This window comes from Streptomyces sp. NPDC002446 (genome assembly GCF_053595675.1).
In genome coordinates this window covers 1-16,486 of record NZ_JBSFYC010000115.1, presented here as the reverse complement: position 1 = coordinate 16,486, position 16,486 = coordinate 1, and the positions used below count along the sequence as shown (strand labels likewise).

The following is a 16,486-nucleotide window of genomic DNA, read 5'->3' as shown; positions in this document are numbered from 1 at the left end:
GTGCCGGGGGGGTGTGGGACTGCTTCGCTTTACGTCCCACACCCCTGCCCCTCCGGCCCGCCACCTCCCGTTGTGGGTGAGGGGAGGAGGTGGGTGGGGGTTGGCGTGAGGGGTTATGTGCGGGTGCGCCAGAGGAATGCGGCTGCGGCGATGAGGGTCAGGCCTGCGGCGCCGGTGGTCCAGGGGAGCCAGTCGGCGGGGGTGGCGGCGGGGTCGTCCGTGGTGGGGCCGGGGCCGAAGTAGCGGTGTTCGTAGGCGGCGGGCGACGGCTTCAGGGGGGCGGGCTTGAGGGACCGTGCGGCCTTGAGGGCGGCGGCGGGGTCGATCAGGCCGGCGCCGTGTTCGTCGTCGCGGCCGCCTTCGGGGGCGTCCTGGGCGGTGGTGGTGATCAGGTAGCGGATCTGGGCGGGGCTCAGGCCGGGGTGCGCCGAGCGGATCAGGGCGATGGCGCCGGAGACGAAGGCGGCGGCGGGGCTGGTGCCCCAGCCGGAGACGTAACCGGTGCCGCTGCCGGCCATGGCGATCTCGTCACCGGGTGCGCTGACCGTGGCGTACCAGTGGCTGGTGGAGAAGGCTGCCCGCTCGCGCCGGTCGTCGACGGCGGTGGCCGCGATGACACCCGGGTAGGCGGCGGGGTAGGAGACGTGGTTGCCCTTCTCGCCGCCGTTGCCCGCGGAGGCGACGACGGGGATGCCCTTGCCGAGGGCGTACTGGATGGCGGCGTCCTCGCGCGGCTCGGGGTGCGCGGACTCGCTGTCGTCGCCCAGCGACATGCTGATCACGTCGGCGCCGTGGTCGGCGGCCCAGCGGATGCCGTCGGCGAGCGCGCCGGACTTCTCCGTGCGGGAGCGCTCGCGCTGCGGATCGTTGTCCTCCAGGATCACCCGGATCGGAAGGATCTTGGCTTCGGGGGCGACCCCGAGCACCCCGTCCTGGTCGCCCCGGCCGTGGCCCCGGCCGGCGATGACGCTGGCCATGCCGGTGCCGTGCCGGGCCCATGCCGCGTCGCCGGGCCCCGCGCCGAACCCGACCAGGTCCTTCTCGGGCAGGACCTGGTCCTTGAGGTCGGAGTGGCCGGCGTCGACGCCGGTGTCCAGGACCGCGACGGTGACGCCCGCGCCCTTGGTGGTGCGCCAGGCCTGCTGGGCGTGGATGGCGTCGAGCCCCCACTGCTGGTCACGGATCGCGTCGGCGCGGGCGGGTACGGAGGGCAGCACCGCGAGCGCCGCGGAGGCCAGCGCGACGGCGGCGGCGCGCAGCGTGGTCTTCCTCATGGCGTGGACTCCGTGGTCTGCGGGGAGATGCCGGACGCCGTGCGGAAGTCCGCCTCTATGCGGTCCGCGATGTCCTTCGCGTCGTGGCCCAGCCCGGCCTCGGCCGGGGCGGTGGTGACACCGGGCCGGCTCGCGGCCTCGGCGGGCTGCGGTTCGGTGACCGTGCGGCCGTCGGCGAAGCCGGAGACGGCGAAGACGACGACCGGGATGTCGGTGAGCACCCGGACGGTCCAACTGGCCCGCTGGGCGCGCCCGAAGCCCTCGGCCAAGGTGCCCTTGGCGGCGTACGGGAGCGGCATCAGGTCGGTGCGGCTGCCCAGGCTCTTGGTGCTGAAGCGGGTGTTGAGGGCCATCATTCCGGCCGGGTCGGTCCTGGCGGTCTGGGCGCCGACCGTGATGAGGCTGGAGCGGGTGGCGTCGGTGTACGTGGCGCGCAGCAGGCGCACACAGCCCGCCTGGGTGAGCACCTGGGCGAGCTCGGGGTCGTAGGCCTCGGCGCAGCCGCTGTCGGGGGCGACGGCGATCCGGGTCCAGGTCCGGTCGGCGCCGCCGGGGCCGACGCCCAGGCCCGCGATGGTGCGCGGGAAGAGGGTGTCGACGGGCGTGTTGCGCCAGGCGTCGCGGCCCTTGGCGAAGGCGGCCTGCGGGGTGGGCGGGCCGTCGTCGGAGTCGCCGGTGAGCCAACTCCCGGCCGCCCCGGCGGCGATGAGACCGATGCCGAGGACGAGGCAGGCCACGGCGGCGATCAGCCGGCCGCGGCGGCCGGCCGGGGGCCGGGGGGCGGCGGGCATGCCGGGGACGGCACCGACGTGCTGGTGCGGGAGGGGAGTTCGGGGCCAGGGCGGCTGTGGGGGACGCTCGGCCGGCTTGCTCGCAGGCGGCGTGGCGGAGGCGGGCTCACGGACCGGCGGCGGGGTGCCGGTCGCGTGCTCGCCGGGGCCGTTCCACAGCCCCTGGCTGTTGGCCAGGTGGAAGGCGGCGGTGTCCCGGAACGCGTCCGGGCGCCGGGGCGGGGGCGGGGTGGCCGGCGCCTGGTTCGGGCGCGGCGGCCGGGCGCCGGCGGCGGGCGGCGTGGTGGGGCGCGGCGGGACCGCGGGGCCCGGCGAACCGGCCGGAGGCGTGGGGCCGGAAGGAGGCGTGGGGCCGCCGGATCGGTGTGCGGCCTGCGGGGCACCGGGCGGGGTGGCCGGCGCGCCCGGCACCCGGCGCAGCACGGTCGTACGGGGGTCCTCGTGCGGTTGCGGCGTCGCGGCCGCCGCGGGCTGCTGGGGCGGCCGCGGGGGTATGGGCGGGATGTGCCGCGCGTTGGCGAAATCAGCGTCGGTGCTCACCCGCGCTCCCCCTTGCGCCGTGGGCCCGGACCCGATCCGCAATCGGGGCAGGGTGGTTCGTATCCGGACAACACCGCTGACCTGCTGGTTGCGGTGTCGGGCCACTCTAAGGGCTGGTGCCGTCGGCGCTCCAACCCCTCTCCACGCCATGTCCGCTCTGTCGGGATCTCTCCCCTACCCAGTGGTAGAGAGGTCTGGCAGGCTGCGGGCCATGTCCCCGCACACAGCCGACGCGTATGGCGACAAAGCATGTTACGACCGGGCCACCGCACACCTCGACGCGCCGCTGGCCGTCGTCGACCTGCGGGCCTTCGACGCCAACGCCGCCGATCTGGTGCGCCGCTCGAAGGGGAAGCCCATCCGGGTGGCGAGCAAGTCGGTGCGCTGCCGGGCCCTGCTGGAGCGGGTGCTGGCGCGGGACGGCTTCGCCGGGATCATGAGTTTCACCCTGGCGGAATCGCTGTGGCTGGCGCGTTCCGGGTTCACGGACGTCCTGCTGGCGTATCCGTCGGCGGACCGGGCCGGCTTCGCCGAGCTGACCGCCGATGCCGAGCTCGCGGGCGCGGTGACGGTGATGGTCGACGATCCGTCGCAGCTCGATCTGATCGACGCCGCCCGGCCGGGCGGTGGGCGCGGCGGCGAGGAGATACGGATCTGCCTGGAGCTGGACACCTCGTACCGCCTGATGGGCGGGGCGGTGCGGGTGGGCGCCCGGCGGTCGCCGCTGCGGGCGCCGGCCCAACTGGCGGCGCTGGCCCGGTCGGTGGTGCGCCGTCCGGGGTTCCGGCTGGTGGGACTGATGGCGTACGAGGGGCATGTGGCGGGTGTGGGCGACGAGGTCGCCGGCAGGCCGGTGTTCTCGCGGACGGTCCGGATGATGCAGGCGGCGGCGCGCAAGGAGCTGGCGCGGCGCCGCTGGGAGGCCGTGCGGGCGGTGCGGGCGGTGGCGCCGCGGCTGGAGTTCGTCAACGGCGGCGGGACCGGCAGTGTGCAGCACACGGCGGCGGAGGCGGCCGTCACCGAGATCGCGGCCGGGTCGGGGCTGTATGTGCCGCGGCTGTTCGACAACTTCCGCTCGTTCAGCGGGCGTCCGGCCGCGCTGTTCGCGCAGCCGGTGGTGCGCCGGCCCGGCCCCGGCGTGGTGACGGTGCTGGGCGGGGGCTATCCGGCGTCGGGGGTGGCGGGTCCGGACCGGCTGCCGGTGCCGTATCTGCCGGCCGGACTGCGCTACGACCCGCAGGAGGGGCCCGGCGAGGTGCAGACACCGCTGCTGGGGCCGGCCGCGGACCGGCTGGCGGTCGGCGACAAGGTGTGGTTCCGGCACGCCAAGGCCGGTGAGCTGTGTGAGCGGTTCACTCATCTGCGGCTGATCGACGGGGACCGGGTGGTGGACACGGTGCCGACGTACCGGGGAGAGGGCCACGCCTTTCTCTGAGGCGCGGCCCCCTCGCGTCAGCCGTGGATGCGGTCCTGCTGGTCGGGTACGACGCTGCCGTCGGGGCGGTGCAGCGGGCCGGTGCTGCCGTCGGGGTGGATGCGGCCCGCGGTGGCGCACGGGTAGGCGCCGGTCTTGCGGGGCAGCGGCTCGATGAACATCGGGTTGACCACCCAGCGGCCGTCCGCGTTGTCGTAGCCGCGGCACATCAGCTCGGTCTTGTTGCGGTTGACGGCCAGATGGATGCCGGTGGCGTCGTTGACGAACGTCACGTCCGTGTCGGCGTCGCCGCCGCCGAGCGCGATGCGGTGGCCGAAGTCCTGCTGGCGCCAGGCCGCGGCGCCCTTGACCTTGAAGATCTCCTGGTTGATCCAGCAGCGCTTGCCGTCGATGTACGGGATGGCCTCGCCGTGGCCGTCCTTGACGTCACCGCAGCCGCGGATGCCGGTGGTGAGCTTGCCGTGCCGGGTGAGGTTGCGGATGCCGATGGTGTGCGCGCGGTCCAGGCCGACGCCGGCGGACCAGGCCTCGGCGATGGGCTCCGCGGACGCGGAGACGATGTAGACGTCGAAGCCGGCGGCCTTGAGCGTGCGGATGAGGTCCTTCTGCTGGTCGTAGTAGCGGATGTACCCGGCCAGCTTGTGGGTGCCGACGGTCTGTTCGGTGCCGATGGGGGCCTTGAGGTTCTCGGCGCGGGCCTGCTTCGCGTACGCGGTGACGGCGGCGGGGCTGCGCCCGGCGAACAGCTGCGGGACCCAGGCGTACTCGGGCACGGTACGGCGGTGGTTCCACTCACCGGCGAAGGCTTCCTCGCCGCTCATGGTCTTCGCCTCACCGCGGATCTCCATGATCTCGTCGGCGCAGGCGGCGTTCTTCGACGTGCGCAGCGGCTTGCCGACGGGGACGGCGGTGCCGCACGCCTCGGTCAGGGCGTGGTCGGCGGCGTCGGTCATCCACGGGCTGGTGCCCTTCCAGTTCCTGGGCTGGAGGATCTTGTCGTGCTTGAGGGCCCAGGCGAGGGTGGCGTCCGAGATGTCGTTCTTGACGACGGTGTTGTCCCAGTCGAACGCGGCTACGGGACGGGGGCCGCCGTGGCCCGAACAGCTGCCCCGTTCGTCGATCATCTTCTGGATCTTGGCGCGGTTGTCGCCGTACCACTTGATGCTCTTCGACAGCTGCGGGCAGCTCTCGGACCTGGGGGCGGCCTGGGCGCTGGTGGTGGCCGGGACCGAGGCCGTCAGGGCGGCGGCCGCCAGCAGGCCCGTGACCAGGGTGCGCGGGGTGCGCATGGGTCCTCCAAGGGGTGTGGGCAGGAAGGCACCGGGGCCGGCGTGGCGGCCGGCCCCGGTGATGATCATGGACCTTACCCAGCGGCTAGAGCGGGGTGACGTAGGCCCCCGCGATACCGCCGTCGACCAGGAATTCGGCGGCGTTGACGAACGAGGAGTCGTCGCTGGCGAGGAAGGCGACCGCGGCGGCGATCTCCTCGGGCTCGGCGAACCGGCCGACGGGGACGTGCACCAGGCGGCGCGCGGCGCGCTCGGGGTCCTTGGCGAACAGCTCCTTGAGCAGCGGCGTGTTGACCGGCCCCGGGCACAGGGCGTTGACCCGGATGCCCTCACGGGCGAACTGCACGCCCAGTTCGCGGGACATCGACAGCACGCCGCCCTTGGAGGCGGTGTAGCTGATCTGGGAGGTGGCCGCGCCCATGACGGCGACGAAGGACGCGGTGTTGATGATGGAGCCCTTGCCCTGGCGCTGCATGTAGGGCAGCGCGTGCTTGCAGCACAGGTAGACCGAGGTCAGGTTGACCTCCTGGACCCGCTTCCAGGCGTCCAGGCCGGTGGTGAGGATCGAGTCGTCGTCGGGCGGCGAGATGCCGGCGTTGTTGAAGGCGATGTCGACCGAGCCGTAGGCGTCGAAGGCGGCCTTGTAGAGCGCCTCGACCTCGTCGGAGTCGGTCACGTCGACCTTGACGAAGAGGCCGCCGACCTCCTCGGCCGCCTTCTTGCCCGCGGTCTCGTCGATGTCGGCGCAGACGACGTTGGCGCCTTCGGAGGCCAGCCGGCGGGCGGTGGCCAGGCCGATGCCGCTGCCGGCTCCGGTGATCACGGCGGTCCGGCCGACGAGGCGGCGGCACACTGCGGTCTGGTCGGTCACTTGGTCTCCTCGGTGCTGGTCTCGGTGCTGTACTCGGTGCTGATGAAGATGTTCTTGGTCTCGGTGAAGGCGGCCAGCGCGTCCGGGCCCAGCTCGCGGCCGAGGCCGGACTGCTTGAACCCGCCGAAGGGGGTCCAGTAGCGCACGCTGCTGTGGGAGTTGACGGAGAGGTTGCCGGCCGCGACACCGCGCGAGACCCGCAGCGCCCGGCCCACGTCGCGGGTCCACAGCGAGCCGGACAGGCCGTAGTCCGTGGCGTTGGCGAGCCGGACCGCCTCGGCCTCGTCCTCGAAGGGCAGCACGACGGCGACCGGCCCGAAGATCTCCTCGACGGCGCTGCGGTCCTCGGGGCGGCCCTCCAGGACGGTGGCCGGGTACCAGAAGCCCTTGCCGGCGGGCGCCTCGCCGCGGATCGCGGCCGGGGCGTCCTCGGGGACGTAGGAGCGGACGCGCTCGCGCTGGGCGGCGGAGATCAGCGGGCCCATCTGGGTGGCGGGGTCGGCCGGGTCGCCGACGGTGAACGCCTTGACGGCGGGCTCCAGCAGCTCCATGAAGCGGTCGTAGACGCTCCGCTGGACGAGGATGCGGCTGCGGGCGCAGCAGTCCTGGCCGGTGTTGTCGAGGAAGGAGCCGGGGGCGGCGGCCGCGGCGGCCGCGATGTCGGCGTCGGCGAAGACGATGTTGGGGCTCTTGCCGCCGAGTTCGAGGGTGAGCCGCTTGGTCTGGGCCGCGCAGCGGGCGGCGATCTGCCGGCCGGTGGCGGTGGAGCCGGTGAAGACGACCTTGGCGACGCCGGGGTGGTCGACCAGCGCGGTGCCGGTGACCGGCCCCTCGCCGGGCAGTACCTGGAACAGTCCCTCGGGCAGTCCGGCCTCCAGGGCCAGCTCGGCGAGCCGGAGCGCGGTGAGCGGGGTGGTCTCGGCGGGCTTGAGGAGGACGGCGTTGCCGGCCGCGAGGGCGGGTGCGGTGCCCCAGGCGGCGATCGGCATCGGGAAGTTCCAGGGCGCGATGACGGCGACCACGCCGAGCGGCTCCTGGACGGTGATGTTCAGACCGCCGGCGACCGGGATCTGGGTGCCGGTGAGGCGCTCCACTCCCCCGGCGGCGTAGTGCAGCAGATCGCGGACGTTGCCCGCTTCCCAGCGGGCGTTGCCCAGCGGGTGGCCGGCCTCCTTGAGTTCGAGTTCGGCGAGCGGGTCGATGTGCGCGTCGACGACGTCGGCGAAGCGGCGCAGGATGCGGGCCCGGTCGCCGGGGGCCACGGCGGCCCAGGCCTCCTGGGCGGCGGCCGCCCGGCGGACGGCGGCATCGACCTCTTCGGGTGAGGTGGTGGGGACGGTGGCCACCACTTCCTCGGTGGCCGGGTTGAGGATCTTCAGCTCGTGCGGACCATTGGACACAGCGTGGTTCCTTACATGCGCTCGAAGGAGCGGAAGCGCTCCCAGTCCGTGACGGCGGCGTCGTAGGCGTCCTGTTCGACGCGGGCCATGTGGCGGTAGTGGTCGACGACCTCGTCGCCGAAGGCCTCGCGGGCGATCGGGCTGTTCTCCCAGCGCTCGGCGGCCTCGCGCAGCGTGGTGGGCACATGCGCGGCGTCGCCGGTGTACGCGTTGCCGGTCGTCGCCTCGGGCAGCTCCAGCTCGTGCTCTATGCCGTACAGGCCGGCCGCGACCATGGCGGCGACCGCGAGGTAGGGGTTGACGTCACCGCCGGGCAGGCGGTTCTCCAGGCGGTGCGAGCGGCCGTGGCCGACGACCCGCAGCGCACAGGTGCGGTTGTCGGGGCCCCAGGCGACGGCGGTGGGCGCGAAGGAGCCGGGGCGGAAGCGCTTGTAGGAGTTGATGTTGGGCGCGTAGAAGAGCGTGAAGTCGCGCATCGCGGCGATCTGGCCGGCGAGGAAGTGCTGCATGGTCCGGGACATGCCGTACGGACCCGAGTCGTCGGCCAGTACGGGCCGGCCCTGCTCGTCCTGGAGCGAGAGGTGGATATGACAGGAGTTGCCCTCGCGCTCGTCGTACTTCGCCATGAAGGTGAGCGCCATGCCCTCCTGGGCGGCGATCTCCTTGGCGCCGGTCTTGTAGATGGAGTGCTGGTCGCAGGTGGTGAGCGCCTCGTCGTAGACGAACACGATCTCGTGCTGGCCGAGGTTGCACTCGCCCTTGGCGGACTCCACGGTCATCCCGGCGGCGCCCATCTCGTTGCGGATGCGGCGCAGTACGGGCTCGATGCGGCCGGTGCCGAGGACGGAGTAGTCGCCGTTCCACTGGTTGGCGGGGTTCATGTCACGGTAGCCGCGCGACCAGGCGTCCTCGTAGGTGTCCTTGAAGAGCATGAACTCCAGCTCGGTGCCGGCGTACGCACTCCAGCCGCGCTCGGCCAGGCGGTCGAGCTGGCGCCGCAGGATCTGCCGGGGCGAGGCGACGACCGGCGAGCCGTCGTGCCAGGCGAGGTCGGCGGTGATCAGGGCGGTGCCGGGGTTCCAGGGGGTGCGGCGCAGGGTGGCGGTGTCGCCGTGCATGGCGAAGTCGCCGTAGCCGCGTTCCCAGGAGGACATCTGGTAGCCGTCGACGGTGTTGAGGTCGACGTCGACGGCGAGGAGGTAGTTGCAGCCCTCCGTACCGTGTTCGAGGACGGTGTCGAGGAAGTACCGGGCCGCGAACCGCTTGCCCTGGAGCCTGCCTTGCATATCGGTGAAGGCGAGGACGACAGTGTCGATCTCCCCGGCGTCGACGAGGACTCTGAGCTCCTCGACGGAGAGTGGGGGCGTGCGGTCTGCCACGGTGTTGCCTCCTGTCACTGCATCCGGAGGTCATAAGGTATGCACACGAACCTTTGATTGGGAAGGGGTTTCGATGGACGGTGCGGCTGATCGGCTGGCCCCTGTGCTGCGGCCGGTGCGGGCGGGCAACGGTTTCGAGGAGGCGCTGGAGCAGATACTCCAGATCGTCCGGCTCGGCCTGGTGCCCCAGGGTGAACGGCTGCCCGCGGAGCGGGAGTTGGCGGAGCGGCTGCAGATCAGCCGGGTCACCCTGCGCGAGGTGCTCAAGGTGCTGCAGGACGAGGGCATGGTGGAGAGCCGGCGCGGCCGCTACGGCGGCACGTTCGTCCGGGTGCGCACGGAGAACCCGGACGAGGCCGAGCTGCGGCGCCGGATCGAGAAGATCGACGTCGAGGACACCCTGCGGTTCCGGGAGGTGCTGGAGGTGGGCGCGGCGGGCCTGTGCGCAGCCCACGGGCTGACCGGGGAGCAGGCCGGCCGGCTGCGCGAGGCCCTGGCCGCAACCCAGGACGCGCCGCTCGCGGAGTACCGCCGGCGCGACACCCTGCTGCATCTGACGCTCGCGGAGCTGTCCGGCTCGCCGTCGCTGGCCGCCCAGTACGCGGCCGTACGGGCGAGCGTGAACGACCTCCTGGACTGCATTCCGCTGCTCGTGCGGAATCTGGAGCACTCCCAGGCCCAGCACGCCGCGCTGGTGGAGGCGGTACTGGAGGGCGACGCGGACGGCGCCCGCGAGGTGATGCGGGAGCACTGCTGCGGGACCGCGGCGCTGCTGCGCGGCTTCCTGACCGGCCCGGCGGCCTGAGGCCGGCCGCGCCGGGCCCGCGAGCTGCCCTGTTAACCATTCTTTTACGCACGGGTCTTGCGCCGGAGCGGCACCCAGAGCAAAGGTATGCCGCTGAACCTTTGCTCGATTTCCCCCTCGGCGAGGCAGGAGCGGCTCATGGCCGACAGCACGGAATCGCAGACCGCACCGCCCACCGCTTCAGTGGACGGCACCGCACCGGGCGGCCCCTCGCCCGACGAGACCTATCTGGAGCGGCGCACGCTGCGCCGCGGCAGCGCGGGACCGCTGCTGCTGACCGGCCTGGGCGTCGCCTATGTCGTCTCCGGCGACTTCTCGGGCTGGAACAACGGCCTGGCCCACGGCGGCTTCGGCGGCCTGGCGATCGCCGCCGTCCTGATGGGCCTGATGTACACCTGTCTGGTCTTCGCGCTGGCGGAGCTGGCCTCGATCCTGCCCACCGCGGGCGGCGGCTACGGCTTCGCCCGGCGGGCCCTTGGCACCTGGGGCGGCTTCCTCACCGGCACCGCCATCCTGATCGAATACGTCCTGGCCCCCGCCGCGATCTCCATCTTCATCGGCGACTACGTCGAATCGCTCGGCCTCTTCGGTCTGCACTCCAGCTGGCCGGTCTACCTCGCCTGCTTCGTCCTGTTCATCGGCATCCACCTGTGGGGCGTCGGCGAGGCGCTGCGCTTCAGCCTGATCGTGACCGCCGTCGCGGTCGCCGCGATCGTCGTCTTCGCGCTCGCCGCCCTCACCGACTTCCATGTGGACGCGCTCAACGACATCCCGGTCGAGGCCGGCGCCTTCGGTGCCAACTCCTGGCTCCCGTTCGGCATCCTCGGCATCTGGGCGGCCTTCCCGTTCGGCATGTGGTTCTTCCTCGGCATCGAGGGCGTACCGCTGGCGGCGGAGGAGACCAAGGACCCGGCCCGGTCGCTGCCCAAGGCGATGGCCGCCGCGATGGGCATCCTGCTGCTGCTCGCGCTGATCACCTTCGTCGCCGCGACCGGCGCGCGCGGCTCGGCCGCGATCCAGTCGGTGGGCGATCCGCTGGTCCAGGCGCTCCAGCCGGACGGCAAGCCGACGACCATCAGCCGGATCGTCAACTACGCGGGCCTGGCGGGCCTGGTGGCGTCCTTCTTCTCCCTCATCTTCGCCGGATCCCGGCAGCTGTTCGCCCTCTCCCGGGCCGGCTACCTGCCGCGTTTCCTCTCCCTCACCAGCCGCCGCAAGGCCCCCTACCTGGGTCTGCTGGTGCCCGGCGCGCTGGGCTTCGCGCTCGCGGCGGCCACCGGCGACGGCGCCCGGATGCTGAACGTCGCGGTCTTCGGCGCCACCATCTCCTACGCGCTGATGGCGCTCTCGCACATCGTGCTGCGCCGCCGAGAGCCCGGTCTGCCCCGCCCCTACCGCACTCCGGGCGGCATGCTGACCTCGTCCGTCGCCTTCGTCCTGGCCTGCTCGGCGCTGGTGGCGACGTTCCTGGTCGACAAGGACGCCGCCTTCATCGCACTCGGTGTCTACGTCGTGGCGCTGGCGTACTTCGCGTTCTACTCCCGGCACCGGCTGGTGGCCTCGGCGCCCGAGGAGGAGTTCGCGGCGCTGGCGGCGGCGGAGGCCGAGCTCGAACGCGACTGAGCCGCCCGCGGTGCCGGCCGGGTCCGCCCGGCCGGCACCGCGCCCCGACCCGACTCGCCCCGACCCGAACCTGACCCAACCCGACCCCGATCCCTACGTACGGAGGCCCGCACCCCATGCCCCAGCCCCTCATCGGCATCAGCACGTACCAGCAGGAGGCCAGCTGGGGGGTGTGGACGCTGCCCGCCGCGCTCGTCCCCGCCGGATATCCGCAACTGGTGCAGCGCTCGGGCGGTCTGGCCGCGCTGCTGCCGCCGGGCGATCCGGCGACCGCCGCCGCGGCGGTCGCCCGCCTGGACGGGCTGGTGATCGCCGGCGGTGCGGACATCGCGCCCGCGCGCTACGGCGCGGAGCCGCACCCGCAGACCGGTCCGCCTTCGCTGGACCGGGACTCCTGGGAGCTGGCCCTGATCGAGGCGGCACTGGCGGGCGGCGTGCCCCTGCTGGGCATCTGCCGCGGGCTGCAGCTGCTGAACGTGGCGCTGGGCGGGTCGCTCGTTCAGCACCTCGACGGGCACTCCGGGCCGCCCGGGGTCTTCGATCGGCACGAGATCAAGCCGGTCCCCGGAACGCTGCTGGCCCGTGCGCTGCCCGAACCGGTCTCCGTACCGACGTACCACCACCAGGCGGTCGACCGGCTCGGGCGCGGGCTGCTGGCCTCGGCGTACGCGGAGGACGGCACGATCGAGGCACTGGAGCTGCCGGACGCGCACGGCTTCACTCTGGCGGTGCAGTGGCACCCGGAGGCCGGGGACGACCCCCGCGTCATGGACGCGCTGGTGGCGGCGGCGCGGGGGGCGTCTGCCGAGGAGTGACCGGCTACCTCAGACCTCCCTGGATCCGCAGGCGCCGGGGATCCAGCCGGTGTTGCCCCGGTAGGAGATCTTGAGCCAGTCGGTGCCCTTGCGCTTGCACAGGTCGTAGCTCTGCCCGGTGCCCTTGGCGAGGATGCAGGTGGTCGCGCCCTCGGTGAAGAGCCCGACCGCGGTGCTGCTCAGCTTCCGCTCCTTGCGGATCTTCACGTTCTCCTGCGCCTCCGCGTGGACGCAGGCCGCCCGCGCGGTGGCGGTGGGCGCCGTCTCGGGCGTGGCGGCCATGGCGACGCCGCCGGTCAGTGCGGTGCCGATCAGTGCCGCCGAGACGGCGGTGGCCGCCGTGAACTTCAGCCTCATATGCGGTTGTTCCCCCTTTGTTCGATGTCGAGCGCATGGGAACGCGCCGACCGTTCGCACACACTAGCGAGATCCGCGGACGGCGATCAACGCGGTTGCCGCGGCGGAGAGTTGCCGCCTCGGGGGTCCGGCCGCCGGCCGCGCGCCGGTCCGTGCCCGCCTCAGGAAGCCGCGCGGGTCAGCCCCAGCAGATGACGGGCCGGGCCCGCCGGCCGCTGCCCGGCCGGCCACACGGCCCGCAGGTCGCGGCCGAGCCGCAGCCCCCGCACCGGGATCTCCACCAGCCGCCGGGCGCTCAGCTCCTCGCCGACCGCGAGCTCGCTGAGCACCGACGGCGCCGCCTCGCTGACCACGGCGGCCTTCACGGCGGTGGTCGAGGAGAGTTCCAGCAGCGGCCGGGCCAGCCCGCCCTGCGCGGCGAGCGCCGCGTCCAGCACCTGCCGGGTGCCGGAGCCGCGCTCCCGGAGGATCAGCGGAGTCGCGGCCAGCTCGGCGGCGGTCAGCTCCCCGCGGCGCCGGGCCCACGGGTGCGACGGCGCGGCGACGACGACTAGCCGGTCGTGCCCGACGACCGCACCGTCCAGCCCGGCCGGGACGTCCAGCCCCTCCACGAACCCCAGATCCGCCTCGCCCTGCGACAGCCGCTCGGCCACCGCGCTGGAGTTCCCGGCCAGCAGCGAGACGGCCGTCCCGGGCAGCTCCGCGCGCAGCGCGATCAGCCACCCGGGCAGCAGATACTCGGCGATCGTCATGCTCGCGGCGACCCGCAGCCGGGAGTCGCGCCGCCCCCGCAGCGCCTGGGCACCCGCGTCGAGCGCCTCGGCGGCCTCCACCACCCGTCGCGCCCAGTCCGTCACCAGCACCCCGGCGTCCGTCAGCCGGGAGCCGCGCGGCGACCGCTCGACCAGCGCCACGCCCAGCTGCCGCTCCATGGAGCGCAGGCGGCTGCTGGCGGCCGGCTGGCTGATGCCCCGCTCGCGGGCGGCCCGCCCCAGACTGCCGAGCCGGGCGACCGCGAGCAGCAGCTCCAGCGCACCGAGGTCCGGGACCCGGTGCGACAACGAGACGGGCCGGACCTCATCCATGATCCTCACCCATGATTCCCCCTGCACATAACCCCAGCTTATGCCCTCATAGAGACAATGTCCCTGGTGGCGGCCGTGCGGGGCGATCACGCTGGTCGTATGGCAACTCTCGTGCAAGCACCTTCGCGGCCCACCCCCGCCGCCCCCCGTACCCCCGCCTCGGTCCGCCACCTCGGCCCGAACTGGTACGCCAGCGTCATGGGCACGGCGATCGTCGCCAACGCCGGCGCGGCCCTTCCGCTCGCGGCACCCGGCCTGCGCACCGCCTACCAGGCCGTCTGGGCGCTGTCGGCCCTGATGCTGCTGGCGCTGCTGGCCGCCCGCGCCGTCCACTGGCTGCGCCACCCCGACCAGGCCCGCCGCCACCTCCTCGACCCGGCCGTCGCCCCGTTCTACGGCTGCCTGGCCATGGCGCTGATGGCGGTCGGCGGCGGCACCCTGGCGGTCGGCCGGGACGTCATCGGCGAGCCGGCCGCGCTGGCCGCCGACGCCGCCCTGTGGACCGCGGGCACGCTCATCGGCCTCGCGGGCGCCGCGGTGATCCCGTACCTGATGGTGACCCGGCACCGCATCGAGCCGTCCGGCGCCACCCCCGTATGGCTGCTCCCGCTGGTCGCCCCCATGGTCTCGGCGGCGCTGGGGCCCGCGCTGGTCCCCCATCTGCCGCCCGGCCAGGGGCGCGAGGCGCTGCTGCTGGCCTGCTACGCGCTCTTCGGCGTGTCCCTGGTGGCCACCTTGCTGGTCCTGCCGCTGGTGCTGTCCCGGCTGATCCACCACGGCGCGCTGCCCCTCGCCCTCACCCCCACCCTGTTCCTCGTCCTCGGCCCGCTCGGCCAGTCCACCACCGCGGTGAACAACCTCGCCGATGTCGCCCCGGGCGCCGTGGACGCGTCGTACGCCCACGCCATGAGCGCCTTCGCGGTCCTCTACGGCGTGCCCGTGATGGGCTTCGCGCTGCTCTGGCTGGCGATCGCGACCGCGATGGTGGTACGCGCCTTCCGCAACGGCATGGGCTTCGCGATGACCTGGTGGGGCTTCACCTTCCCCCTGGGGACCTGCGTCACGGGCGCGGCGGGCCTGGCCCGGCACACCGGCCTGAGCGCGTACACCTGGCTGGCCGTGGCCCTGTTCGCCGCCCTGGTGGCGGCGGTCGCGGTCACCGGCACCCGCACCGCCGCGGGCCTGGCCCGCGGCCGGCTGCTGTCGCCGCCTCCGGGGGCAGCACGCTAGGGGCTGCCAGCTAGGGGCTGCCCGCTAGGTGCTGTCCGCTAGGGGCTGTCTTCCCGGTCTCCGTGGCCCCTCGGAATACCGCCCGGCCCCGCGGAATACCGCCCGGCCCCACCACGTTGTGGCCCCGCAGGGGGCCCTCGCATCCCCTACGGGATCTGTTCGCCCCACCCCTAGGGCGGACCGCCCCAGGCCATGCCTCTCACCCGGCCGCCGCCAGCGCCCGCGCCAGTACGGCCGGGGCCTGCGCCAACGACGGCCCGTACCAGGTCAGATGGCGGCCGCTGACCAGCGCGGCGGGCAGACCGGGAAACGCCTCGGGGCCGTCCTCGGCGGTGAAGCGGTACGGCTCGTCGGGGAGGACCACGAGGTCGGCCGGACAGGCGTTGAGGGCGTCGAGCGGAATCCGCGGATAGCGGTCGGCGTGGCCGGCGTAGAGATTGCGTACGCCCAGACGGGCCAGGAGGTCCCCGGCGAAGGTGTCCCGGCCGAGCACCATCCACGGACGCCGCCAGACCGGCACGACCGCGGCCCGCTCCACAGGCCGGACCGGCAGGTCGCGCCAGGCGGCCTCGGCGGCGTCGAGCCAGTCGGGCCGGGGCAGTCCGCAGCCCGTGACGAGTACCCGGTGCAGCTCGTCCAGCCCCTGGTCCAGGGTCCGTACCTCGGTGACCAGGACCTCCAGCCCCGCGGTCCGCAGCGCGTCCAGGTCCTGCGGACGGTTCTCCTCCTCGTTCGCGAGCACGAGGTCGGGGGCCAGGCCGGCGATCCGCCTCACGTCGGGGTTCTTGGTGCCGCCGATGCGCGCGGCGGCCAGTCCGGCCGGGTGGCTGCACCAGTCCGTGACCCCGACCAGCGCCTCGGGCGCGCAGGCGGCGACCGCCTCGGTGAGGGACGGCACCAGGGACACCACGCGCTGCACGGTCATCCGTCCACGGTAGGGCCTCGGTGCTGCCGGGCGGGGCAGGGCGGGACAGGTGGTGGTGCTGAGCGGGACAGGTGGTGCTAAGCGCCTCCGCCGGCCCTGCGGCGCAGCAGATACGCGGCGCCCCCGGCCAGTACGAACAGCACCAGGCCGCCGGCCGCCTGGGTCACGTTGACCCCCTCGACCCGGGCGCTGCGCACCGTCACGGTCTCGGTGAACCTCTCGCCGCCCGGCGCGCATTCGATGGTGACCTGGTAGCGCCCCGGCCGGACCTGCTCGGCGACCGTGGCATCGGCGGCCATACCGCCGGCGCCCGGCCGCAGCGTCACCGCGCCGAAGAGCGTCGAGGCCACCCGCGCACCATGCGCCGGCGCGCACTGCCTGCCGTCGCTGATGCTCACCCGCTGGCCGGCCACCACCGGATTCGGCTCGACCCGGGCCGACGCGACGGGTGCGGTGCCCCCCAGGGTGGCCGCGCTGACCAGGGCGACGACGAAGAGGTGCGCAGGCTTCACGGTCACCAGCGAATCACCCGCCGCCCCGACCCGCGACGCACCCGCACCCGGCCGGGTGATCCGCAACGGGCCGTGCGCCACGGAAGGCGGCGGGCCCCGCTCCGGCAGCTGCCGGAGCGGGGCGCGCCGCCGCGGTGGGGGAACACAACACCCGC

15 protein-coding genes are annotated in these 16,486 nt (G+C 73.7%); 5 read left to right on the top strand and 10 right to left on the bottom strand.

Going from position 1 to position 16,486, the window contains the following annotated elements; genetic code table 11:
* Window positions 1–113: 113 nt before the first annotated feature.
* Window positions 114–1,274, bottom strand: a complete 1,161-nt coding sequence (gene mycP, locus ACWD6P_RS35175) for a type VII secretion-associated serine protease mycosin (protein ID WP_451448281.1) — start codon at window positions 1,272–1,274, stop codon at window positions 114–116.
* Window positions 1,271–2,605, bottom strand: coding sequence for a hypothetical protein (locus ACWD6P_RS35170; RefSeq protein WP_451448280.1), 1,335 nt, complete (start codon window positions 2,603–2,605; stop codon window positions 1,271–1,273). The genes mycP and ACWD6P_RS35170 overlap by 4 nt, the downstream gene beginning before the upstream one ends.
* 211 nt (window positions 2,606–2,816) lie before the next feature.
* Here ACWD6P_RS35170 and ACWD6P_RS35165 point away from each other — a divergent pair, with 211 nt between their 5' ends.
* Window positions 2,817–4,040 carry an amino acid deaminase/aldolase gene (locus ACWD6P_RS35165; RefSeq protein WP_451448279.1) on the top strand — a complete coding sequence of 408 codons (1,224 nt, stop codon included), beginning with the start codon at window positions 2,817–2,819 and terminating at the stop codon, window positions 4,038–4,040.
* A 17-nt stretch (window positions 4,041–4,057) separates the two neighbouring features.
* Here the strand turns inward: ACWD6P_RS35165 and ACWD6P_RS35160 are convergent, their stop codons facing one another.
* From ACWD6P_RS35160 to ACWD6P_RS35145, 4 genes are all read right to left on the bottom strand, one after another.
* A complete protein-coding gene (locus ACWD6P_RS35160; RefSeq protein ID WP_451448278.1) occupies window positions 4,058–5,329 on the bottom strand; it encodes a haloacid dehalogenase-like hydrolase in 1,272 nt (423 codons plus the stop codon).
* 85 nt (window positions 5,330–5,414) lie between these two features.
* Complete coding sequence (locus ACWD6P_RS35155) at window positions 5,415–6,200, bottom strand: 3-oxoacyl-ACP reductase (protein WP_451448277.1); 786 nt, start codon at window positions 6,198–6,200, stop codon at window positions 5,415–5,417.
* Window positions 6,197–7,600 (bottom strand): aldehyde dehydrogenase family protein, encoded by a 1,404-nt coding sequence (locus ACWD6P_RS35150; RefSeq protein ID WP_451448276.1) that lies wholly within the window; start codon window positions 7,598–7,600, stop codon window positions 6,197–6,199. The genes ACWD6P_RS35155 and ACWD6P_RS35150 overlap by 4 nt, the downstream gene beginning before the upstream one ends.
* Window positions 7,601–7,611: 11 nt before the next feature.
* Entirely contained in the window at window positions 7,612–8,979 is a 1,368-nt protein-coding gene (locus tag ACWD6P_RS35145) for a glutamine synthetase family protein (protein ID WP_451448275.1), read from the bottom strand.
* Between the two features lie 73 nt (window positions 8,980–9,052).
* Here ACWD6P_RS35145 and ACWD6P_RS35140 point away from each other — a divergent pair, with 73 nt between their 5' ends.
* From ACWD6P_RS35140 to ACWD6P_RS35130, 3 genes are all read left to right on the top strand, one after another.
* Window positions 9,053–9,784: a FadR/GntR family transcriptional regulator gene (locus tag ACWD6P_RS35140; RefSeq protein ID WP_451448274.1), complete on the top strand. Its 732-nt coding sequence runs from the start codon at window positions 9,053–9,055 to the stop codon at window positions 9,782–9,784.
* Window positions 9,785–9,922: 138 nt separating this feature from the next.
* Window positions 9,923–11,407: an ethanolamine permease gene (eat, locus tag ACWD6P_RS35135; protein WP_451448273.1), complete on the top strand. Its 1,485-nt coding sequence runs from the start codon at window positions 9,923–9,925 to the stop codon at window positions 11,405–11,407.
* 116 nt (window positions 11,408–11,523) lie between these two features.
* Window positions 11,524–12,222 carry a gamma-glutamyl-gamma-aminobutyrate hydrolase family protein gene (locus ACWD6P_RS35130; protein ID WP_451448272.1) on the top strand — a complete coding sequence of 233 codons (699 nt, stop codon included), beginning with the start codon at window positions 11,524–11,526 and terminating at the stop codon, window positions 12,220–12,222.
* 9 nt (window positions 12,223–12,231) lie between these two features.
* Here ACWD6P_RS35130 and ACWD6P_RS35125 read toward each other — a convergent pair whose 3' ends face one another.
* The gene (locus tag ACWD6P_RS35125) at window positions 12,232–12,579 is read right to left on the bottom strand and encodes a hypothetical protein (RefSeq protein ID WP_451448271.1); all 348 of its coding nucleotides are present in this window, start codon (window positions 12,577–12,579) and stop codon (window positions 12,232–12,234) included.
* A gap of 161 nt (window positions 12,580–12,740) precedes the next feature.
* Window positions 12,741–13,664 (bottom strand): LysR family transcriptional regulator, encoded by a 924-nt coding sequence (locus ACWD6P_RS35120; protein ID WP_451448282.1) that lies wholly within the window; start codon window positions 13,662–13,664, stop codon window positions 12,741–12,743.
* A 99-nt stretch (window positions 13,665–13,763) separates the two neighbouring features.
* On the opposite strand from ACWD6P_RS35120, the gene ACWD6P_RS35115 reads away from it, so the two are divergent.
* Window positions 13,764–14,894 (top strand): TDT family transporter, encoded by a 1,131-nt coding sequence (locus tag ACWD6P_RS35115; protein ID WP_451448270.1) that lies wholly within the window; start codon window positions 13,764–13,766, stop codon window positions 14,892–14,894.
* A 199-nt stretch (window positions 14,895–15,093) separates the two neighbouring features.
* Here ACWD6P_RS35115 and ACWD6P_RS35110 read toward each other — a convergent pair whose 3' ends face one another.
* Window positions 15,094–15,819, bottom strand: a complete 726-nt coding sequence (locus ACWD6P_RS35110; RefSeq protein ID WP_451448269.1) for a helical backbone metal receptor — start codon at window positions 15,817–15,819, stop codon at window positions 15,094–15,096.
* A gap of 77 nt (window positions 15,820–15,896) precedes the next feature.
* A complete protein-coding gene (locus tag ACWD6P_RS35105; protein WP_451448268.1) occupies window positions 15,897–16,337 on the bottom strand; it encodes a hypothetical protein in 441 nt (146 codons plus the stop codon).
* Between the last annotated feature and the right edge of the window lie 149 nt (window positions 16,338–16,486).